The sequence below is a fragment of the Nonomuraea sp. NPDC051941 genome, from assembly GCF_044593615.1.
In genome coordinates, this window is sequence record NZ_JBIUCF010000047.1 from 14,169 (window position 1) to 34,346 (window position 20,178).

Sequence of the window (20,178 nt, forward strand, 5' to 3'; positions counted from 1 at the left end):
GTTTGATACTGACATGAGAGGCGTCCGGGGCGCAATGGGGCAGCACTGTTAGCCTGGCCACGTGAAGATCTTCGTGGCCCGGCTGCCGGGCACCCCGGTCTTCGACCCCGCGGGCGACCAGATCGGCCGGGTCAGGGACGTGGTGGTCGGCCTGCGCATCGGCCTCCGGCCCAACGTGCACGGCCTGGTGGTGGAGGTGCAGCCGCGCCGCAGGGTGTTCCTGCCCATCACCCGGGTACGCCGCATCGAGACGGGGGCCGTGGTCTTCACCGGGCGGCTCAACATGCGCAGGTTCGAGCAGCGCGCCACCGAGACGCTGGTGATCGGCGAGATGCTGGACCTGGGCGTCACGCATGAGGGCGAGCCCATGACCGTCTACGACGTGGCCATGGAGGAGATCAAGCCGTCCCACTGGGAGATCACCCAGGTGGCCCTCTACAAGGGCAGGCGGCGCGACCCGCGGATCGTCGAGTGGGAAGAGGTCTCCGGGTTCGACAGGCTGCAGAAGGACCAGGGGGCGGCCGGGCTGATCTCCGCGTTCGAGTCGCTGCGGGCCGCCGACATGGCCAGCGCGCTGCACGAGCTGCCGAGCAAGCGGCGCATCGAGATCGCCCGAGCCCTGAACGACGTGCGGCTCGCCGACGTGCTCGAAGAGCTTCCGCCCGACGACCAGATCTCCATCCTCGGCACGCTGGAGCCCGAGCGGGCGGCCGACGTGCTGGAGGAGATGGGCCCCGACGACGCGGCCGACCTGCTGCACGACCTCCCGGAGGACCAGGCGGCCAAGCTGCTGGCCCTGATGGAGCCCGGGGAGGCCGCCCCCGTGCGGCGCCTGCTGACCTACCCTGAGACCAGCGCGGGCGGCGTGATGACCAGCGAACCGGTCATCCTGCCCCCCACCGCCACGGTGGCCGAGGCGCTGGCCCACATCAGGCAGCAGGACCTCACGCCCGCCGTGGCGGCGCAGGTCTACGTGGCCCGGCCGCCCACCGAGACGCCGACGGGCACGTACCTGGGCGTCTCGCACTTCCAGCGGCTGCTGCGCGAGCCGCCGTCGACGCTGCTCGGCGGCGTGATCGACCCGTCGATCGACCCGATCAGGCCGGACTTCACGCTGCGCGCGGTCACCCGCTACCTGGCGAACTACAACCTCGTCGCCGCCCCGGTCGTGGACGAGCTGGGCCGGCTCGTCGGCGCGGTGACGGTGGACGACGTGCTCGACCACATCCTGCCCGAGGACTGGCGTGAGGGGACCGACGATCATGACGACCGAACGGCTTGACGAGCCCCGGGCTCTGCGCCGCTCGCTGCGGCCGCACTACGACCCGGAGGCGTTCGGCCGCCTGTCGGAGCAGATCGCCCGCTTCCTCGGCACCGCGCGCTTCATCGTCTACATGACCGTGGTCGTCGCGATCTGGGTCATCTGGAACGCGTTCACGCCGCCGAACCTCAAGTTCGACCCGTATCCGTTCATCTTCCTGACGCTGATGCTGTCGCTGCAGGCCAGCTACGCCGCGCCGCTGATCCTGCTGGCCCAGAACCGCCAGGGCGACCGGGACCGCATCCAGTACGAGCAGGACCGCGAGACCGCCGACCGCAACCAGGCCGAGATCGAGTATCTGACCCGCGAGATCGCGGGGCTGCGCCTGGCGCTGAACGAGCTGGCCACGCGCGACTACCTGCGCGCCGAGCTCGGACGCCTCGCCGAGGAGCTCAAGGAGAGTCGCTGAGGTCCAGCTTGGCGACCATCGCCCGGACGCGGGTGATCTCCTCCGCGCCCAGCAGGTCGAGGAACTGGGTCCGGACGCCGCGCAGGTAGGTCGGGGTGGCCTCGGCCAGCCGCTCCGCACCGGCGTCCGTCAGCACGGCGAACAGCCCGCGGGCGTCGTTCGCGCAGGCCTCCCGCGACACCAGCCCGTCCCGCTGCAGCCGGTCGATGAGCCTGGTCAGGCCGCTGCGGGAGAGCAGGACACGGCCCGCGAGATCGTTCATGCGCAGCCGCCGCTCCGGCGCCTCGGCCAGTTGCACGAGCACCTCGTACGAGGCCAGCGGCAGGTCGTGGGCGACGAGCAGCTCCGCCTCCAGATGCCGGGTGATGCGCACCTGGGCGCGCTGCATCATCCGCCAGACCGCCAGCTCCTCGGCGGTCAGGCCCTCGTCGCGCAGAAGAGTCACGGAGTAACCTTAGGACGTTGTTGCACAGACATCTAACAGCACGGATTAACTCAGTGGGGCCGCCGGTTCATACCATGGAGGGGCATCCTCACTGGCGTCCTGCGCCTGTCACACATATACCGACAAAGGAGGGACGGCACTCCCTCGTGCCGAGACTTCGATGGCACCTACCCAGGAACAGGTGACGGCGGCTCTCGCCAACGTCATCGACCCCGAGATCCGTCGCCCGATCACGGACCTCGACATGGTCAAGAGCATCGATATCGCTCCCGACGGCGTGGTGCGCGTGGGCATCTTCCTCACCGTGGCGGGCTGTCCGCTGAAGGACACCATCCGCCGCGACGTCACCAACGCCGTCGCCAAGCTCGACGGCGTGGCGGGCGTCCAGATCGAGCTCGATGTCATGAGCACCGAGCAGCGCAAGCAGCTGCAGACCAAGCTGCGGGGCAACCGGGGGCCGGAGAAGGAGATCCCGTTCAACCAGCCGGGCTCGCTGACCCGCGTGTTCGCGGTGGCCAGCGGCAAGGGCGGGGTCGGCAAGTCGTCCGTGACGGTCAACCTGGCCGCCGCGATGGCCTCCAACGGCATGAAGGTCGGCATCGTCGACGCCGACATCTACGGCCACAGCATCCCGCGCATGCTGGGCGCCGCCGAGCGGCCCACCAAGGTCGAAGACATGATCATGCCGCCGGTGGCCCACGACATCAAGGTCATCTCGGTCGGGATGTTCAAGCCGGAGGGCAACACGCCGGTGGTCTGGCGCGGGCCGATGCTCGACCGGGCGCTCCACCAGTTCCTGGCCGACGTCTACTGGGGCGACCTCGACGTCCTCCTCCTCGACCTGCCCCCGGGCACGGGCGACATCGCGATCTCGGTGGCGCAGCGGCTGCCGACGGCGGAGATCCTGGTCGTGACGACGCCGCAGATGGCCGCCGCCGAGGTGGCCGAGCGGGCGGGCTCGATCGCCGCGCAGACGCACCAGCAGATCGCCGGCGTCATCGAGAACATGGCCTGGCTGCCGTGCCCCCACTGCGACGAGCGCATCGCCGTGTTCGGGGAGGGTGGCGGCCAGACGGTCGCCGACGCGCTCACCCGCACGCTGGGCGCCCGCGTCCCGCTCCTGGGCCAGGTCCCGATCGACCTCCGGCTCCGCGAGGGCGGCGACGAGGGCAAGCCGCTGGTCCTGACGGAGCCCGACGCACCGGCGGCGGCCGAACTCCGCAATATCGCCTCCACCCTGAGCAAGCGCTCCACCAGCCTCAAGGGCCTCCAACTCGGCCTCTCCCCCAACCGCTGATTTTCGGCGCTTGCCTGATTTCCGGCGCCCGTCCCCTGGGCGGGCGCCGTTCTCAGTCCCCCTCGGGGTCCTTCACGGCTACGCACGGCGAGCATCCACGCCGTCCTTGAGCTTTGTCCGGCTGCGCACAACGGGCAGCACTCCCGCCGTTTTCAGCGCCCGTCCTTCGGATCCTTTACGGCTGCCACGGCGAACATCATCCGCGCCGCCCTCAGTGCCCGTCCTTCGGGTTCTTTACGGCTGCGCACGGTGGGCGCCACCCACCGACCCGGGTGACCGGCCTTCCAGGGGAACGCTTACCGGCTTCCCCGGCGCGCCTCCGCAACGGGCAGGCGTGACCGGCTGGGTGGTCAAGAGCGTTGACCAGGCGCGCCCGAGAGGGCGCGGAGGACCCTCAGAGGGCCATATGAGCGCTTGTGGGCGACGCCGGCCCCAGGGGACGGGTGGCGGGTTGTTTGAGCCCTCGTGTGCCGTCCGGGAGGCGGCGGGCCGTATGGACGGCGACGAGCCTTCCCCGGCCCGTCAGGTGGCCTCTGAGTCGTAAGGGGGAATCTCCCCGTATCCGAGCTCGTCCACCGGCTCGGGCGAGTACGGAGCCGTCGTGGCGGGCTCCAGCTCCCGAGGCTTGTTGTCGTTCCAGTCGTCCTCGAGGTCGTCGAGCAGGTGCTTGCGGACGAAGTTCCTCGGGTTGAGGTCGGCGGGGTCGAAATTGGCGAACTCCGGGCCCAGCCCGGAACGCAGGTCGTCACGCGCGTTGTTCGCCATCCGGCGCAGGTTGCGCAGCGTCTTGCCGGCCTGAGATGCGGCCTGAGGCAGCTTGTCGGGACCGAAGACGAGCAGCGCGATGACGATCAGCGCTCCGATCTCCATCCACCCGAGTCCGAACACCGTGAGCTCCTACCGCAGTCCAATCACTCCGAGGACAACCCCGGCCTATCCACAGACTAAGGGCTCCCGGGCGTAGGTCGGTCGTCCACCCTCGGTCATATCACCGACATTCCCCGCATACACCCCTTCGGCCCTGGTCAACGCGTCTACCACCCAGCCGGTCGCACCGTCCGTTACGGCGGCGCGGCGGGGAAGCTGGTGAGCGTCTCCCTGGAGGGCCGGTCACCCGGGTCGGCGGGTGGTGCCCGCCGTGCGCAGCCGTAAAAACCCGAAGGACGGATACCAAAGGCGGCGCGGGTCGTCCCACCGTGCGCGGCCTTCAAAACCGAAGGACGGACACCAAACTGCCCGCGCCGCCATGAAGAACCCGAAGGACGGACACCGAACCGCCCGCGCCGCTGTGAAGAAACGCACAGGGCCGCCGCCAAGGACGGCCGGGCGGATCAGGACGGCGTCGGGGTGGGCTCGTCGTCGGCGACCACGGTGAGGGTGGCGGTGCGTTCTTGGCCGGCGCGCTGGTACTTGATGGTGATCTTGGCGCCCGGCGCCTTGCTGCGGATCAGGGCGATCAGCTCGTTCCCGTCCTGCAGGGTCAGCCCGTCGATCTCCAGGATGACGTCGCCCGCCTTCAGCCCGGCCTTGTCCGCCGGCCCGTTGGCGTCCACCGGCTGGCGGCCGCCGCTGGGAGACGACGCGATCTTCACGCCCTGGCCCTTGTAGTCCTTGTCCAGGACGACGCCGATCCTGGGCCGCTTGGCCTTGCCGGTGGTGATCAGCTCTTCGGCCACGCGCCGCGTCTGGTTGACGGGGATCGCGAAGCCCAGGCCGATGCTGCCGCTCTGGCTGTTCACCGAGCGGCCGAGGGTGGCGATGGCCGAGTTCACGCCGACGACCTCGCCCTTGCCGTTCACCAGCGGGCCGCCCGAGTTGCCCGGGTTGATGGCGGCGTCCGTCTGGATGGCGCTGATGTAGGCGGGCTCCTCCGTGCCGGAGCCCGTCTCGTCGCCCGCGATGACCGGACGGTTGAGCGAGCTGACGATGCCCGTCGTCACCGTGCCCGTGAGGCCCAGCGGGGAGCCGATCGCGATGACCGGGTCGCCGACCACGACCTGGTCGGAGTTGCCGAGGGTGATCTCCGGCGTCCCGAACGTGTCCTCGGGCTTGATCACGGCCAGGTCCGAGCCGGGGTCGCGGCCCACGATCTTGCCCGGGGTGGTCTTGCGGTTGTTGAACATGATCCGGATCTCGCCGCCCTTGGCGGCCAGCGCGACGACGTGGTTGTTGGTCACCACGTAGCCGTTCTTGATCAGGAAGCCGGACCCGGTCGCGCCCTCGGTGGTGGTGCCGGCCTCGATCGAGACCACGCTGGGCAGCACCCGCGCGGCCACGCCCGCCACCGATCCGGGCTCCCGGTTGGCGGCGCCGCCGGTCGGCAGGGGGCCGAGGCTGTAGCCGGGGTCGTTGCCGTCACTCGGCTTGGTGAGCAGGTAGGTGCCGACGCTGCCGAGCAGCGAGGCCACCAGGGCGATGGCCACGGCGGTCGAGACGAGCAGGACCGTGCCCGGCCCGCGCCTGCCCCCCGAGGAGCCCGCGTCCGCGCCGGGAGGCGGCGGCGCCCAGCCCGCGCCCAGGGGAAGCGCCTGACGGGGCGGTGGCGGCGGAGTGTTGGCGCCGGTGGGACCGGACGGGGAAGGGCCGCCGAACAGCGGGCTCTCGTAGGCACGCGTCCCGTTGTCCGGCCCGCCGCCATGCGTCGGACCGCTCCCATAGGACGGACCGCTCCCATACGACGGACCGCTCCCGTAGGACGGAGCGCTCCCATACGAGGGGCCGCTTCCGTAGGAGGGGCCGGTGCTCTCGTAGGAAGGGCTTCCGAACGCGGAGCCGCTGTCGTAGGAGGCGCTGAACGACGGGCCGCTGCCCTCGTGACTGTACGAAGGGCTCTCGTAGGAGCTCGGGGAGCCGAACGAGGGACTGGTGAACGTGGGAGCGCCGGAGGTCGGGCCACCGTACGGGGGGACACCCGAAGAGGGGCGACCCGACGGGTCGCCCCAAGAGGTGCCGAACGAGGCGGGCGGCTCAGGCAACCGGCCGGCCTGGTCAGGCGAGTCGTCCGCGGGCAGGAAGTCCGGCCGCCCCTGTGGTTCGGGGTAGTCCGACGGCGTGCGTCCTTCGGTGGGGCGCGTCTCGTCGGTCATCTAAGTCTCACCACTCCTTGGCTCGGCCACCGCAATCCTCGCTCTTGCGGCATACGAGGGTCATAAAGCATTTGTCAGGAATCGCTTGTGACAAATCCCGAACCCAGATCGTATGCCCAGCGCGCTGCCAAGTACGCCAAGTCCAAGTCTCCCAGGCATAACCGGAGGTCAACCCCAGGTCAAGGAGTGGCTGTCGAAGGCGCGCCCGCCGGCGAGGTGCGCGGCTGCTGGAACAGCTCCACCGGCGGCGCCGGGTTGTTCTGTCCGACGCCGGTGGCCGCGAAGAAGGTGCCGAGCGCGACGGCCGCGGAGACCACCCCTACGGCCACGTAGGTCGAACGCCGCCTACCGCCACGACCAGGGCCCGAGGCCCCACCAGTGGCGTCCCTCCGCGGGCGGTTGTCCAGCGGAGCGATGGTGTGCGGCCCAGGGATGGGCACCCCGCCGAAGGTGCGGGACGGAAAAGGGCGCTCCCTCGGCGGCAGCGGGCCGCCCGGCTCCGCCATCCGGAGCAGGGACATCGTCAGATCGGCCGGCATCGCCGGCCCCTCCAGGGAGCGCAGGCGCGACTTCAGCGCCCGCACCGACTCGACCTCTTGCCGACAGTCGGCACAGAAGGTCAGATGAGCCAGCGCGCGCTCGCGCTCGGTGTGGTTGAGTTCGCCGTCCACGAGCGCGGACACGCGTTCTCCAAGATGAGCCATCAGAATTCCTCCCCACGGATCACGGTCGGGGGGAGTTGAGAATTACGGGGGGCTCGATGATCGAGTGCCTCCCGCAACTGCGCCCGGCCACGGTGAATACGGCTTCGGACCGTACCCAGCTTGACGCCGAGCGTGGCCGCGATCTCCTCGTAAGAAAGGCCCTCGATGTCACACAGCACGATCGCGGCCCGGAACTCGGGGGCGAGCGCGTCGAGGGCGGCCTGGATGTCGGGCTCCAGGTGGGCGTCGTCGAACGCCTGCGCCGGGGACGGCTCACGGCCACGCAGCCGCTCGGCGGCGTCGTCGGCCAGCCCCTCGAACCTGATGCGCTGCTTGCGCCGCGCCATGTCGAGGAAAAGGTTCGTCGTGATCCGGTGCAGCCACCCCTCGAACGTGCCCGGGGTGTAGCTCGACAGCGACCTGAAGACGCGGACGAAGACCTCCTGGGTGAGGTCTTCCGCGTCGTGGACATTGCCGGTCAGCCGGTATGCCAGCCGATACACGCGTGCGGAGTGAGTCCGCACCACTTCCTCCCATGTGGGAGGTGTCCAATCAGACGACACGGGAGCATCCGCCTGGTGGTCGCTTTCGTCCACCAGAACTCCTCTCTTTGGGACCACCGCTACCGCCATAGTGCCTGGTTTCGTCCCTTCGTGCGCACTGCCTGCCTTCCGGACCGGCAAAGCCCGTTTAAACCTGCAACGCCTTAGGTCCCTCCTGAGTTCCCGTCCTGGCGTGTCTCCCCTAGGCTGCGATCGGTGCCAATCACGTGGACCAATCGCACGAAAGCGGGGGAGGCGGCCGATGACCAACCCGGTGGAGGCCACTCTGGCCTATGCGGAGCAGTTCCATCAGGAAGATGAGCTCCTGCACACGGCGCGACAGCGCGGGCTGGAGATGGGGGCCACACCCATCCTTCCCGGCGGCGGGGCGGCACTGTGCTTCCTCGCCACCGCCGTCAACGCCAAATCCGTCGTCGAGATCGGCACGGGATGCGGCGTCTCGGGGCTGTGGCTGCTGCGCGGCATGCGTACGGACGGGACGCTCACGAGCGTGGACGTCGAGCCCGAGCACCAGCGGCTGGCCAGACAGGCGTTCGCGGAGGCGGGCTTCTCCGGCGGGCGGGTGCGGCTCATCTCGGGCCGGGCGCTCGACGTGCTGCCGCGGCTGTCGGACGGCGGCTACGACATGGTGTTCGCCGACGGCGCGAGGCAGGAGTACGCCGACTACCTCGCCGAGGCGGTCCGCCTGCTGCGCGTGGGCGGCATCGTGGCCTTCGGCAACATGCTGTGGCACAACCGGGTGGCCGACCCCGCGCAACGCGACACCGACACGGTGGCGCTGCGCGAGGTGGGCAAGCTGGTGCAGTCGGACGACCGCCTGCGCTCGGTGCTCATGCCGCTGGGCGACGGCCTGCTGGCCGCCATCAAGATCGCCGACTAGCCGCAGGCGAGTCACTCGGGCGGAGCGCCGCCTGCGCGAGCCGGCCGGCCCCGGTGGGCCGCCCAGCCGCGAGCGAGCCGGCTGCTAGGCGCGGGTGAGCCACTCCAGCAGGAGGCGGACGCCGAATCCCGTGGCGCCCTTGGTCAGCGTGCCCTCGTCCACCGTGCTGCGCCCGACGCCGGCGATGTCGAGGTGCGCCCACGGCCGCCGCCCCGCGAACTCCCGCAGGAACAGCGCCGCCGTGATCGACCCGGCCCCGAACCTGGACCCGGCCTCGACGTTGGCCAGGTCGGCGATCGACGACTCCAACGCGGGCGTGTAGTCCTCGATCAGCGGCATCCGCCACAGCCGGTCGTCGCTCACCTGCCCGGCGTCCAGGAGCCGTTTGGCCAGCGCGTCGTCGGAGGCGTAGACGGCGCCGACGTTGCGGCCGAGCGCCACCGTGATCGCCCCGGTGAGGGTGGCGATGTCCACGACCTCGTCGGGGTCGAGGACGGCGTCGGCGTAGGCGAGGGCGTCGGCCAGCACCAGCCGGCCCTCGGCGTCGGTGTTGAGCACCTCGACCGTGCGCCCGCCGTAATGCTTGATCACGTCGCTGGGCCGCTGCGCCGTGCCCGAGGGCATGTTCTCGGCGGAGGCGATCAGCCCGGTGACCCGTACGGGAGCGCCCAGCTCGGCCAGCGCGCCGAGCACGGCGATCACCACCGCGCCGCCCGCCATGTCGGTCTTCTGGGTCTTCATGTTCTCGTTGGGCTTGAGCGACAGCCCGCCCGAGTCGAACGTGATCCCCTTGCCCACCAGCACCACGTGCCGGTCGGTGGGCTCGGCGGGGGTGTAGGAGAGCTGGATGAGGCGGGGCGGGCTGGCCGAGCCCCTGCCGACCGCGAGGATGCCGCCGAACCCGTCGGCCTGCAACTGCTCCTCGTCCCAGATCCGCGCGGGCACCCCGACCTCGGCGGCCCGCTCGGCCAGCCACGCGGGGTTCTTGACGGAGGAAGGCGTGTTGGCCAGGTCGCGGGCGAGCGCCACCGCCTGCGCCACGACCTGCGCGCGCCGCACCTGCGCCGCGTCCGCGCCCGCGAGGGCCAGCGCCCGCACCGGCTTCTTGCCCCCGTTGCCGATCTTGAACGAGTACGCCGCGAGCAGCGCCGCCTCGGCGAACGCCGCCACGTCGCCGTCGGGCGCGACCACGGTCAGCGTGTCCCTGCCCCTGGCTCTGCGGGCGAGCGCGGCGCCGGCCTTGCGCAGGGCACGCGGCGAGCCGTCGCCCACTCCGTAGAGCAGGACGCGGCCGACACCGCCGCCCCTGGCCACGGGAACCTCGACGATCTCCCCCGCCTCCCCCTTGGCCTCGTAGTGGGCCAGCAGGTCGGACACCGGCAGGTGCAGCTCGACCTCGGGGCTGAGGGTGGAGTCAAAGGGAACGGCCAGCAGCTCGGCTCCGTCGGGAACCTGGGCGACCACCGACGCAGTGGTCTCAATGGGCACGGATTCTCTCCTCGAACGTCAGCGACCCTGGCGCCGGATTACGCCAGGGTCGTGGAAAAGGTGGTCTTTCGGGAGCTCTCAGCCGACGACGTTCTTCAACGCCTCGCCGAGCGCCTTCGCCTCGTCGGCGGAAATCTCCACGACGAGCCGGCCGCCACCCTCCAGGGGGACCCGCATGACAATGCCGCGCCCTTCCTTGGTGACCTCGAGCGGACCATCGCCGGTCCGCGGCTTCATCGCCGCCATGCGTGCATCCCTTCCTGCCTTGGGCTCCCGCGGCCCGCGATTTCCGACCGCCCGTGGGGGGTGGTCGGCGCATTCACGTCTTCTGTGATGTCCTATTCTCCCGCATCGAGAGCGCTCATGGGTAACGATCTCCTCCCAGAATGCGTTGTCGAGCCGTGCGATGGCGTCCAAACTGGACTTCGTGCACGCTCGCGCCGCTCTGTTCGATCTCTATGGAGACCACCTGCGCTCGCGCGGTGGACAGGCGTCCGTCGCCTCGCTCGTAAGGCTCATGAAACCCCTGGAAATAGCCCCTCCCGCCGTCCGCACCGCTGTGTCACGAATGGTGCGCCAAGGGTGGCTGCGGCCGGTGAAACTGCCGCAGGGAGCCGGCTACGGACTGACCCCGAAATGCGGCCGGCGCCTGGACGAGGCCGCGCTCAGAATTTACCGAGCCGGGACGCTGACCTGGCACGGCCGGTGGCACGTGATCGTCTTCGCGCCGGTGAAGGAGCGGCCGCGCAGGGAGCGGCTCAGGGCCGACCTGGCCTTCCTCGGGTACGCGTCCTTGTCCGAGACGACGTGGATCGGTCCACGATCCTCGATCGAGCTGGACAACCTGCTCGACGGCGAGGGGGTGCGGGCCGACAGGTTCGACTCGGCGCTGGAGGGCGACCCGCGGGAGCTGGTTGCCAGGGCGTGGGATCTGACCGCCATCGGCGAGGCGTACGAGCACTGGCTCGCCGAGGCTGTCACGCTGATCAGCACGCTGCCCGAGAGAGCACCGGCGGACCAGGTGTTCGCCACCAGGAGCAGGCTCGTGCACGGCTGGCGCAACTTCCTGTTCCGCGACCCGGGCCTGCCGCCGGAGCTGCTGCCCGCGGGCTGGCCGGGCGAGAAGGCCAGGGCGTACTTCGAGCAGGAGGCCGCCCGGCTGCTGCCCGCGGCCGCCGCGTTCGTCGAGAGGGAGTTACTTTGATCCGCTATGACGTGGCCGACACGGTCGCCACCATCACGCTCGACCGCCCCGACGCCATGAACTCGCTGACCGCCGAGACCAAGGACGCGCTCCTCGACGCGCTGCGCCGCGCGGCGGGCGACGCCGCGATCAGGGCCGTGCTGCTGACCGGCTCGGGCCGGGCCTTCTGCGCGGGCCAGGATCTGCGCGAGCACGCCGGCAACCTGGAGGCGGGCCGCGGCCTGGCCGACACGGTCCGCGTCCACTACAACCCGATCGTGGAGCTGATCACCACCATGGCCAAGCCGGTGGTGGCCGCGGTCAACGGCGTCGCCGCGGGCGCGGGCGCGTCCCTGGCCTTCGCCTGCGACCTGCGGGTGGCCTCGGAGAAGGCGAAGTTCGCGCTGGCGTTCGCCGGCATCGGCCTGGCGCCCGACTCGGGCGCCTCCTGGACGCTGCAGCGCCTGGTCGGCCGGGGCCGCGCGGCCGAGCTGCTGCTGCTCGGCGAGCCGCTCGACGCGGCCCGGGCGCTGGAGCTGGGCCTGGTCACGCGCGTGGTGCCCGCCGACGACGTCCTGAAGACCGCCCACGAGCTGGCCGTACGCCTCGCGCACGGCCCGACCCTCGCCTACGCCGCCACCAAGCGGGCGCTGGCCTACGCCGCGACCCACTCGCTGCCCGACTCGCTCGTCATGGAGGCCGACCTCCAGGACGAATGCGCCGCCACCCTGGATCACCTGAACGCCACCCGCGCCTTCCTCGCCAAGGAACGCCCGACGTTCCGCGCCGAGTGACGTCCGCACCGGACCCGGCCGCGCAGAACCCGGCCGCGCAGGAGACGGCCGCGCAGGAAGCCGCCGCCGGAGGCGGGCCCGCGTTCGATGTTCTCCGCGCGGGCGCGCTCGGCCTGCTCACCGGCGGCGGGATCGACGTCTCCGATCCGGTCTACGCCGGGCCGCTGGCCAGGCTGAGCGGGACCGCAGGCGGCCTGCTGGCCTCGATGGCGCCCGGAACGCTCTGGCCGGACCTGCCGCCCGCCGGCGGCCCCGGCAACGTCACAGGCAGCTACGGCCGCCTTCGGCGGATCACCACGGCCTGGGCCACGCCCGGCACCGCGCAGCACGGCGACGACGCCGTCGCGGCCCGGGTGGTGGACGCGCTCGATGTGCTCCACGAGCACCACTACAACGAGCGGCTCCCCGAGACGGGCAACTGGTGGTTCTGGGAGATCGGCACGCCCGCCCACCTGACCCGGTTGTGCGTGCTGCTCGGCGACCGGCTCGACGCGGCCAGGCTCGACGCCTACCTGACGGCCGTGGACCGGTTCTGCCCGGATGCCGACCGAAGGACCGGCAACCCGCAGGCGGGCGAGAGCGGCGCCAACCGGGCCGACAAGGCCTCCATCGTCGCCTTCCGCGGCATCGCGGGGCGCAGCGCGGACAAGCTGGCGCTGGCCCGCGACGGCCTGTCGGACGTGCGCGACGGCGGGCTCAGGAGCGTCTTCCGCCATGTCGAGTCCGGCGACGGCTTCTACCGCGACGGGTCGTTCATCCAGCACGAGTGCGTCGCGTACACCGGCTCCTACGGCCTGTCTCTGATCATCGCGGTCGCCGAGGCGCTCGCGCTCCTGGACGGTTCGCCGTGGCAGGTCCGCGATCCGGGCCTGCCCGTGGTCCTGGACGCGGTCGAGCGGTCGTACGCGCCGTTCGTCCATGACGGGCTGCTGATGGACACGGTCAGGGGGCGGGCGGCCACGCGGCAGGCGTTCTCCGACGCCGTGGCCGGCCATGGCCTGATCGGCGCCGTCCTGCTGCTGGCCCAGAGCGCGCCCGAGCCGTACGCCGGCCGCTTCCGGGAGCTGGCCAAGGGGTGGATCGAACGTGGCAAGGCCCGCCCCTACCTGGAGCACGCGGACGTGCCGGATACCCGGCGGGCGGTCGCGCTGCTGCGCGACGTGAACGTCGAGGCCGCTCCCGGGCCCGTCGGGCACTTCGTGTTCCCCTCGATGGACCGGATCGTGCACCGGCGGCCCACCTGGTCGTTCGCGCTCAGCCTCTCGTCGCGCCGGATCGCCGCGTACGAGGCGATCAACGGCGAGAACCTGCACGGCTGGTACACCGGCGACGGCATGACCTACCTCTACACGAGCGACCTGGGCCAGTTCGGCGAGGGCTTCTGGCCGACGGTGGACCCGTACCGGCTGCCCGGGACCACCGTCGACGACCGCGAGCGCGCGGACCTCTCCTTCCGCGCCCACTGCCCGCCCGGCGCGTGGGCCGGCGGCGCGGTGCTCGACGGCCGGTACGGGGCCGCCGTCATGGAGCTGACGAGCGAGGGCGCGGGCCTGCGGGCGCGCAAGTCGTGGTTCTTCCTCGACGCGGCCGTGGTGGCGCTCGGCAGCGGCATCACCGGCTCGGACGGGCGCGGGGTGGTGACCGTGGTGGAGAACCGGGCCACGGACGCGCGGCCGCACGTCGGCGACGGCTGGGCGCACCTGCCCGGAGTCGCGGGCTATGTGCTGGACGGCGCTCAGTGCGCCGTGGAGACGCGTACGGGCAGGTGGCGCGACATCAACGCGGGCGACGACACCGGCGGCGCGGTCGAGCCCGTCACGCGGCGTTACGCGAGCCTCTGGATCGACCACGGCATCGACCCCGTGAACGCCTCCTACGCGTACACGGTGCTGCCGGGCGCGGCGCGCGAGCAGACCCGCAGGTACCGCGGGCGGCGTCCCGTGCGGGTGGCCGCCAACACCGCCGAGCTGCAGGCCGTGCGGGCGCGGGGGCTGCTCGCGGCCGTGTTCTGGACGGCCGGGACCGTCGGGGAGATCGCGGTGGACGCGCCGTGCGTGGTGATCGTGCGGCGGGCCGGCGGGCGGGTGGCCGTGGCGGTGGCCGACCCGAGCCGGACGGTGGACGTCGTGACGATCACGTTCGACCACCCGCTGGGCGGGCTCATCAGGGCCGACGACACCGTCACGGCGCGGGCCGGGGAGACGACCGCCGTGACCGTCGAGCTCGGCGGGTCACTCGGCGCGACCCACACCTTCGAGCTCAGCGCGAACGGGCCACGCAGCCCTCGATGTGATCGTTGACCAGGCCGATGGCCTGCATCAACGCGTAGGCCGTGGTCGGGCCGACGAACCTGAAGCCGTGCTTCTTCAGCTCCTTGGCCAGCGCCTTGGAGCCGGGCGTGGTGGCGGGCACGTCGGCCATGCTCTTCGGCACGGGGGCCTCCGGGTCGGCGTAGCGCCACACCAGGTCCGACAGGCCCTCGGAAAGGTCGATGGCGGCCTTGGCGTTGCCGACCACGGCCTCGATCTTGGCCCGGTTGCGCACGATGCCCTCGTCGCCGAGCAGGCGCTCCACGTCCTGCTCGGTGTACGCGGCCACCTTGACGATCGAGAACCGGTCGAAGGCCGCGCGGAAGTTCTCCCGCTTGCGCAGGATCGTCAGCCACGACAGGCCCGACTGGAACGCCTCCAGGGCCACGCGCTCGAAGACCGCGTCGTCGCCCGTGAGCGGGCGGCCCCACTCGTCGTCGTGGTAGGCGATGTAGGCCGCGTTGCCCGCCATGCCCGTCCAGGAGCACCGGATCAGCTCGGTCACGGGCGCCCGTCCCCGTCCTTGGCCAGTGGCGCGGCCTGCGTGGTCTCCGCGCCGTCCTTGGACTCGCCCACCGGCTCGGAGACCACGTCGTCCCCGACGGTCTCGTCGAGCTTCTCGTCCGGCTTCTCATCGACGGAGGGCTCCACAACGGCGGCGGCCTCCTCGGCCGCTGCGGTTTCGGCCGCTGCGGTTTCGGCCGCTGCGGTCTCGCCGTCGGGAGACTCCGCCTGGGCCTGCTCGTCCGGAGCGGCCTCCGAGGCGGGCTCGCCGTCGCCCGGCGGGATCCGCCACTCCGGGTCCTCCGGCGCCCGCCGCAGATCCGGCGTGCCGTCCCAGGACACCGTGGCGCCGCTCACCTCCACGGGATCGCCGGACTCCGGCAGCTCGCGCGCCACCGCCGGGGCCTCCGGGGCGTGGTCGGTACGCAGCCCCGCCCCGGGCGCGGCGTAGATCTCCTGGCGCGCGTGCAACCGGCTCGACAGCAGCTCGGAGACCCGCTGCTCCAGCACCGCGATCCGCGTGTCACGCGCGCTGATCGCGTTGGCGGCCCTGCGCAGGGTCTCGTCGACGCTCGCCGTGTGATAGCCGACCAGATTGACCGGAAGTTGGAGCGCCATGAAGTCGACCGCCGTCAACTGTCCGGGCTCGGGCAGGTCGAGAGGCGGCACATCCGGCGGGAACTCGGTCAGCTCACCGCCCCTACCGAGGGAGACCAAGACCACACACGCCAAGATGGCGATGGCGGCGATGGCGAGAATGACCAGCACATTGGCATCGTACTCACACCATCGGGGCATGAGGTCCCGCACTTGCCGCAGTCCGTGCGTCTCCGGGCGGTGAGCGCGCCGGTCAGCCGACCGCCTCGCCGAGTTCGGCGACGCTGGGCCGAACCGGCTGCGGACGCGCCTCCAGGTGGGCGAACGCCTCCTCCACCGTGGAGGTCCACGAGATCGCGTCGAAGACGTCGGGCCGGGTGAAGCCCTCGTCGTACAGGTGGTTCATCAGCTGCTTGAGCGGGTCGTACAGACCCCAGGGGTCGAGGATCACCAGGGGCCGGTCGTGGATGCCGAGCACCCGCGCGGTCCAGATCTCGAAGAGCTCCTCCAGCGTGCCGATGCCGCCGGGCAGCACGAGGAACGCGTCGGAGCGGGCGTCCATGATCCCCTTGCGCTCGCGCATGTCGGTGGTGACGATCAGCTCGTCCGACTCCTCGTCCGCCACCTCGACGTCCACCAGCACCTGCGGGATCACGCCGATCGTGCGGCCGCCGCCCGCCCGGACGGCCGAGCCGACCGCGCCCATGCAGGAGACCGTGGCGCCGCCGCTCACCAGGGTGTGCCCCCGCTTGGCGAGCTCGGCGCCCACGTGTCCGGCCAGATCGATGTACTTCTTGTCGATGTTCAGGCTGGAGGCGCAGTAGACGCAGATATTCACATCCAGGAAGCCTACTGGGGCTCGGCGTACTGGGCCGCGGCGGCTTCCAGCTCCTCTTCGCGCTGCCTGGAGCGGGCCAGGTCGGCGTCCACGATGATGCGCACGGCCTCGTCCACGTCGTCGGTGAGGGTGATCAGGTCGAGGTCCTGGGCGGCGATCTTGCCGGTGCCGAGCAGGGTGCTCTTGATCCAGTCGAGCAGCCCGCCCCAGAACTCCGAGCCCATCAGGACCACGGGGAAGGAGGTGACCTTGTGGGTCTGCACCAGCGTCAGCGCCTCGAACAGCTCGTCCAGCGTGCCGAAGCCGCCGGGCAGGGCGATGAAGCCGCACGAGTACTTGACGAACATCGTCTTGCGCACGAAGAAGTAGCGGAACTCGATGCCGAGGTCGACATAGTCGTTCATGCTCTGCTCGAACGGGAGCTCGATGCCGAGCCCGACCGACATCGCGCCGTCCACCTCGCTCGCACCCCGGTTGGCGGCCTCCATGACACCCGGGCCGCCGCCGGTGATGACCGCGTAGCCCGCCTCGGCCAGCGCCTGGCCGAGCGCGCGGCCCTGCCGGTAGTCGGGCGCCCCGTCCCCGGTGCGCGCCGAGCCGAAGACCGTGACCGCCGGCGGCAGCTCGGCGAGCTGGCCGAACCCCTCCACGAACTCGGCCTGGATCCGCAGCACCCGCCACGGGTCCATGTGGACCCAGTCAGAGGGCCCCTGGCGGGCGAGCAGGCGCTGGTCGTGCGTGGAGCTGGGCACCAGGCGGCCGCGTACGACCGCCTGGCCCTGACGGCGTTCAGGACGTGACTGTTCCATGCTGGTCACGCTAGCCCTCTTCGGGCGAGATGGGCGTCCTGAGCGCGAACACCGCAGGTCAGACCGGTGAACCCAGCCTCTAAAAAATCTTGGAAAAACCAGGGAACCGTATTTCGACCCCCCTGCGTCTAACTGCACGAGGGTGCTGCTCGGGACTGAAAGTGGTCTTCCCCGCCAAATGGCCGGCGAGGAAGGCCACTTTCATTTTGTGAGCCAGTTGAGCATGGCCCGCTCGCTCTCGACGATCTTCGACAGCGACACGTACTCGCCCTGCTGGTGCGCCAGGTTCGGATCCCCGGGCCCGTAGTTCACGGCGGGCACCCCCAGCGCGGAGAAGCGGGCGACGTCCGTCCAGCCCAGCTTGGCGCGCGGCGTGCCGCCGACCGCCTCGGTGAAGGCCGCCGCCACCGGGTGCGTCAGCCCCGGCCTGGCCCCGGGCGCGGCGTCGACGAAGCTCACCTCGAACCCGTCGAAGACCTCGCGTACGTGCTCCTGCGCCTGCTCGATCGTCAGATCGGGAGCGAACCGGTAGTTGACGGACACCACACACAGGTCGGGGATGACGTTGCCCGCGACCCCGCCCCGGACGCCGACCGCGTTCAGGCCCTCGTGGTATTCGAGGCCGTCGACCACCGGCAGCCGCGCCTCGTACGCGTTCAGCCTGGCCAGGACCGGCTCGATCCCGTGAATGGCGTTGACCCCGAACCACGACCTGGCGCTGTGGGCCCGCTTGCCCCTGACGGTGACCTCGGCGCGCAGCGTGCCCTGGCAGCCGCCCTCGATCGTCCCGTCGGTCGGCTCCATGAGCACCGCGAAGTCGGCCGCCAGCCAGTCGGGGTGGTCCCTGGCCACGCGGTTGAGGCCGTTGCGCTCGGCCTCGACCTCCTCGCAGTCGTAGAAGACGTACGTGACGTCCTTGTTCGGAGCGGGGACGGTGGCCGCCAGCTTGAGCGCGACCGCCACGCCGGCCTTCATGTCGGACGTGCCGCACCCGTAGAGGAGGTCGCCCTCCACCCGGCTGGGCAGGTTGCCGGCGATGGGGACGGTGTCGAGGTGCCCGGCTATCAGCACCCGCTCGGACCGGCCCAGCTCGGTGCGGGCCACGACCGTCTCGCCCGACCGGTCGACCTTGAGGTGCGGCAGCGCGGACAGCGCCCGCTCGACCGCGTCGGCCAGCGCCCGCTCGTCGCCGCTCACCGACTCGATGTCCACGATCGCCGCGGTCAGCGCGCGTACGTCCTGCGTGAGATCAAGCATCAGGTGTTCACTCCGTGTTCGCGCAGCACGTCGTTGAGCGCCGCCTTGTCGTGTCGCTGCCCCGGCTCCAGGCGCTTGAGCACCAGCACGCACGGCAGGCCGAACGTGCCGCCGGGGAACTCCTTCTGCCGGGTGCCGCCGACGGCCACGCACCACGCGGGGACGTGGCCGCGCGCCAGCTCCTCGCCGGTCTGCACGTCGATCACCGGGATCGAGCCGGACAGGATCGTCCCGGCGCCGACGACCGCGCCCTCGCCGACCCGGGCGCCCTCGACGATCATCGAGCGGCTGCCGATCAGCGCGCCGTCCCCGACGACGACCGGCACGGCGTTGGGCGGCTCCAGCACGCCGCCGATGCCCGCCCCGCCCGACAGGTGGACGTTCTTCCCGATCTGCGCGCACGAGCCGACGGTGGCCCAGGTGTCCACCATGGTCCCCTCGTCCACGTACGCGCCGATGTTCGTGAACGACGGCATCAGCACCACCCCGGGCGCCAGGTACGAGCCCCAGCGGGCGATCGCGCCGGGCACCACGCGCACGCCGTCGAGCGAGCTCTTGAGCGGGACCCGGTCGTGGTGCTGGAAGTCGCCCACCTGCGAGCGCGCCATGCCGAGCACCTTGAAGCTGAGCAGGATGGCCCGTTTGGCGCGTTCGTCCACGACCACCTCGCCACCCTCCAGGCGCGCGGCCCTGGCCTCGCCCCTGTCGAGCAGGTCGACGGCGCCGACGATCAGCCGGCGCGCCTCGGCGTCGGCCGGCGACAGCTCCGCCCGGCGCTCCCACAACTCGTCCACCACCGGGGAAATCGGTGAGGTGGTGCTCACGTCACTCATGGCCACGGAGCTTATCCGCCACGGGTAGGTTCTTCAGGGTGCGCCTGCGCTTCTCCCGTGGAGTCATCACCATCGCGATCATCGTCGTCGTGCTCGCCGTGGGCATCTCCGTGGGGCTCTTCAACCTGCTGAAGAAGACCAAGCCGCTGGCGGTGGCGCCGGAGCCGCACTGCACCGTGCGCACCCCGCTCGGCGAGCGCGAGCTCGACTTCGAGCAGGCCGAGATCTCCGCCACCATCGCGGCCGTCGCGGCCCGCCGCCGGCTGCCCGAGCGGGCCCTCGTGATCGCGTACGCCACGGCGCTGCAGGAGTCCAAGATCTACAACCTCCCCGACGGTGACCGTGACTCGGTGGGTGTGTTCCAGCAGCGGGAGTCGCAGGGCTGGGGCACCAAGAAGCAGATCATGGACCCCGTCTACGCCACGAACAAGTTCTTCGCCGCGCTGGAGAAGGTCAAGAACTACCGCAAGCTCCCGGTGGCCGAAGCGGCCCAGGAGGTGCAGCGCTCGGCGGGCGGCTACGCGTACGCGCAGCACGAGCCGGAGGCCAAACTGCTCGCCGCCGCCTTCACCGGGCGTGTCCCGCGCGCCGTCCACTGCTGGTACCCGCCGGGCAAGAAGACCCCGGCGCCGCAGCCCCGTACCGCCGAGGCCCGCAAGCAGCTGGCCAGGGCTCTCGGCAGCACGGCCGTCACCTCGGAGCGGCGCGGCTGGCTGATCGCCGCCTGGTCGGTGTCCTTCTCGCAGAAGTACGCGCTGCGCCAGGTCGGGTACGCGGGGGCGACGTGGAAGAACGACGACAAGCTCGAGAACTGGCAGACCGCCGGCAAGGCCGGCACCACCCAGGTCGAGCTCTCCTGAG

21 protein-coding genes are annotated in these 20,178 nt (G+C 71.2%); 8 read left to right on the top strand and 13 right to left on the bottom strand.

All coding sequences use genetic code 11. From position 1 onward, the window contains the following. The first annotated feature begins 61 nt into the window (after positions 1 to 61). Together ACIHFD_RS51705 and ACIHFD_RS51710 are read left to right on the top strand one after the other, a co-directional pair. Positions 62 to 1,282 (top strand): magnesium transporter MgtE N-terminal domain-containing protein, encoded by a 1,221-nt coding sequence (locus ACIHFD_RS51705; RefSeq protein WP_355197175.1) that lies wholly within the window; start codon positions 62 to 64, stop codon positions 1,280 to 1,282. Continuing rightward, positions 1,263 to 1,730: a DUF1003 domain-containing protein gene (locus ACIHFD_RS51710; RefSeq protein ID WP_355197177.1), complete on the top strand. Its 468-nt coding sequence runs from the start codon at positions 1,263 to 1,265 to the stop codon at positions 1,728 to 1,730. The genes ACIHFD_RS51705 and ACIHFD_RS51710 overlap by 20 nt, the downstream gene beginning before the upstream one ends. Here ACIHFD_RS51710 and ACIHFD_RS51715 read toward each other — a convergent pair. After that, positions 1,714 to 2,175: a MarR family winged helix-turn-helix transcriptional regulator gene (locus ACIHFD_RS51715; RefSeq protein WP_397373185.1), complete on the bottom strand. Its 462-nt coding sequence runs from the start codon at positions 2,173 to 2,175 to the stop codon at positions 1,714 to 1,716. The two genes, ACIHFD_RS51710 and ACIHFD_RS51715, sit on opposite strands and share 17 nt — an antisense overlap. Before the next feature lie 160 nt (positions 2,176 to 2,335). Between ACIHFD_RS51715 and ACIHFD_RS51720 the strand changes: the two genes are divergently transcribed. Continuing rightward, positions 2,336 to 3,472 (top strand): Mrp/NBP35 family ATP-binding protein, encoded by a 1,137-nt coding sequence (locus ACIHFD_RS51720; RefSeq protein WP_397373186.1) that lies wholly within the window; start codon positions 2,336 to 2,338, stop codon positions 3,470 to 3,472. A 522-nt stretch (positions 3,473 to 3,994) separates the two neighbouring features. Here the strand turns inward: ACIHFD_RS51720 and ACIHFD_RS51725 are convergent. From ACIHFD_RS51725 to sigE, 4 genes are all read right to left on the bottom strand, one after another. Next, complete coding sequence (locus tag ACIHFD_RS51725; RefSeq protein WP_364242007.1) at positions 3,995 to 4,360, bottom strand: sec-independent translocase; 366 nt, start codon at positions 4,358 to 4,360, stop codon at positions 3,995 to 3,997. A 443-nt stretch (positions 4,361 to 4,803) separates the two neighbouring features. Further along, positions 4,804 to 6,558 carry a trypsin-like peptidase domain-containing protein gene (locus tag ACIHFD_RS51730; protein ID WP_397373187.1) on the bottom strand — a complete coding sequence of 585 codons (1,755 nt, stop codon included), beginning with the start codon at positions 6,556 to 6,558 and terminating at the stop codon, positions 4,804 to 4,806. Between the two features lie 179 nt (positions 6,559 to 6,737). Further along, entirely contained in the window at positions 6,738 to 7,262 is a 525-nt protein-coding gene (locus ACIHFD_RS51735; protein WP_350725489.1) for an anti-sigma factor, read from the bottom strand. Beyond that, positions 7,262 to 7,894 carry an RNA polymerase sigma factor SigE gene (gene sigE, locus ACIHFD_RS51740; RefSeq protein ID WP_350725491.1) on the bottom strand — a complete coding sequence of 211 codons (633 nt, stop codon included), beginning with the start codon at positions 7,892 to 7,894 and terminating at the stop codon, positions 7,262 to 7,264. Before sigE ends, ACIHFD_RS51735 begins: the two co-directional genes overlap by 1 nt. A 172-nt stretch (positions 7,895 to 8,066) precedes the next feature. On the opposite strand from sigE, the gene ACIHFD_RS51745 reads away from it, so the two are divergent. Next, positions 8,067 to 8,705: an O-methyltransferase gene (locus tag ACIHFD_RS51745; protein ID WP_350725493.1), complete on the top strand. Its 639-nt coding sequence runs from the start codon at positions 8,067 to 8,069 to the stop codon at positions 8,703 to 8,705. Positions 8,706 to 8,789: 84 nt separating this feature from the next. On the opposite strand, the gene ACIHFD_RS51750 is transcribed toward ACIHFD_RS51745, so the two are convergent. Together ACIHFD_RS51750 and ACIHFD_RS51755 are read right to left on the bottom strand one after the other, a co-directional pair. Beyond that, complete coding sequence (locus tag ACIHFD_RS51750; protein WP_350725495.1) at positions 8,790 to 10,193, bottom strand: leucyl aminopeptidase; 1,404 nt, start codon at positions 10,191 to 10,193, stop codon at positions 8,790 to 8,792. Between the two features lie 78 nt (positions 10,194 to 10,271). Next, entirely contained in the window at positions 10,272 to 10,439 is a 168-nt protein-coding gene (locus tag ACIHFD_RS51755; RefSeq protein ID WP_020545024.1) for a DUF3117 domain-containing protein, read from the bottom strand. A 160-nt stretch (positions 10,440 to 10,599) separates the two neighbouring features. Between ACIHFD_RS51755 and ACIHFD_RS51760 the strand changes: the two genes are divergently transcribed. The 3 genes from ACIHFD_RS51760 to ACIHFD_RS51770 are packed head-to-tail and all read left to right on the top strand — an operon-like array spanning position 10,600 to position 14,470. Continuing rightward, positions 10,600 to 11,397 (top strand): PaaX family transcriptional regulator C-terminal domain-containing protein, encoded by a 798-nt coding sequence (locus tag ACIHFD_RS51760; RefSeq protein WP_355197185.1) that lies wholly within the window; start codon positions 10,600 to 10,602, stop codon positions 11,395 to 11,397. Beyond that, positions 11,394 to 12,170 (top strand): enoyl-CoA hydratase-related protein, encoded by a 777-nt coding sequence (locus ACIHFD_RS51765; RefSeq protein ID WP_397373189.1) that lies wholly within the window; start codon positions 11,394 to 11,396, stop codon positions 12,168 to 12,170. The genes ACIHFD_RS51760 and ACIHFD_RS51765 overlap by 4 nt, the downstream gene beginning before the upstream one ends. Further along, positions 12,167 to 14,470: a polysaccharide lyase 8 family protein gene (locus tag ACIHFD_RS51770; RefSeq protein WP_397373190.1), complete on the top strand. Its 2,304-nt coding sequence runs from the start codon at positions 12,167 to 12,169 to the stop codon at positions 14,468 to 14,470. Before ACIHFD_RS51765 ends, ACIHFD_RS51770 begins: the two co-directional genes overlap by 4 nt. Here the strand turns inward: ACIHFD_RS51770 and ACIHFD_RS51775 are convergent. The 6 genes from ACIHFD_RS51775 to ACIHFD_RS51800 all read right to left on the bottom strand — a co-directional run bounded on the left by ACIHFD_RS51775 (position 14,430) and on the right by ACIHFD_RS51800 (position 19,317). After that, positions 14,430 to 14,951, bottom strand: a complete 522-nt coding sequence (locus tag ACIHFD_RS51775) for a DNA-3-methyladenine glycosylase I (protein ID WP_397373245.1) — start codon at positions 14,949 to 14,951, stop codon at positions 14,430 to 14,432. The two genes, ACIHFD_RS51770 and ACIHFD_RS51775, sit on opposite strands and share 41 nt — an antisense overlap. A gap of 29 nt (positions 14,952 to 14,980) precedes the next feature. Next, a complete protein-coding gene (locus ACIHFD_RS51780; protein WP_397373191.1) occupies positions 14,981 to 15,751 on the bottom strand; it encodes a hypothetical protein in 771 nt (256 codons plus the stop codon). Positions 15,752 to 15,833: 82 nt separating this feature from the next. Next, positions 15,834 to 16,418 (bottom strand): TIGR00730 family Rossman fold protein, encoded by a 585-nt coding sequence (locus ACIHFD_RS51785; RefSeq protein ID WP_350725504.1) that lies wholly within the window; start codon positions 16,416 to 16,418, stop codon positions 15,834 to 15,836. A gap of 11 nt (positions 16,419 to 16,429) precedes the next feature. Continuing rightward, positions 16,430 to 17,227, bottom strand: coding sequence for a TIGR00730 family Rossman fold protein (locus ACIHFD_RS51790; RefSeq protein ID WP_397373192.1), 798 nt, complete (start codon positions 17,225 to 17,227; stop codon positions 16,430 to 16,432). Between the two features lie 201 nt (positions 17,228 to 17,428). Then, a complete protein-coding gene (gene dapE, locus ACIHFD_RS51795; protein ID WP_397373193.1) occupies positions 17,429 to 18,484 on the bottom strand; it encodes a succinyl-diaminopimelate desuccinylase in 1,056 nt (351 codons plus the stop codon). Then, positions 18,484 to 19,317 carry a 2,3,4,5-tetrahydropyridine-2,6-dicarboxylate N-succinyltransferase gene (locus ACIHFD_RS51800; protein WP_319709156.1) on the bottom strand — a complete coding sequence of 278 codons (834 nt, stop codon included), beginning with the start codon at positions 19,315 to 19,317 and terminating at the stop codon, positions 18,484 to 18,486. Before ACIHFD_RS51800 ends, dapE begins: the two co-directional genes overlap by 1 nt. A 38-nt stretch (positions 19,318 to 19,355) precedes the next feature. On the opposite strand from ACIHFD_RS51800, the gene ACIHFD_RS51805 reads away from it, so the two are divergent. Then, positions 19,356 to 20,177: a hypothetical protein gene (locus ACIHFD_RS51805; RefSeq protein ID WP_397373195.1), complete on the top strand. Its 822-nt coding sequence runs from the start codon at positions 19,356 to 19,358 to the stop codon at positions 20,175 to 20,177. The last annotated feature ends 1 nt before the right edge of the window (position 20,178 follow it).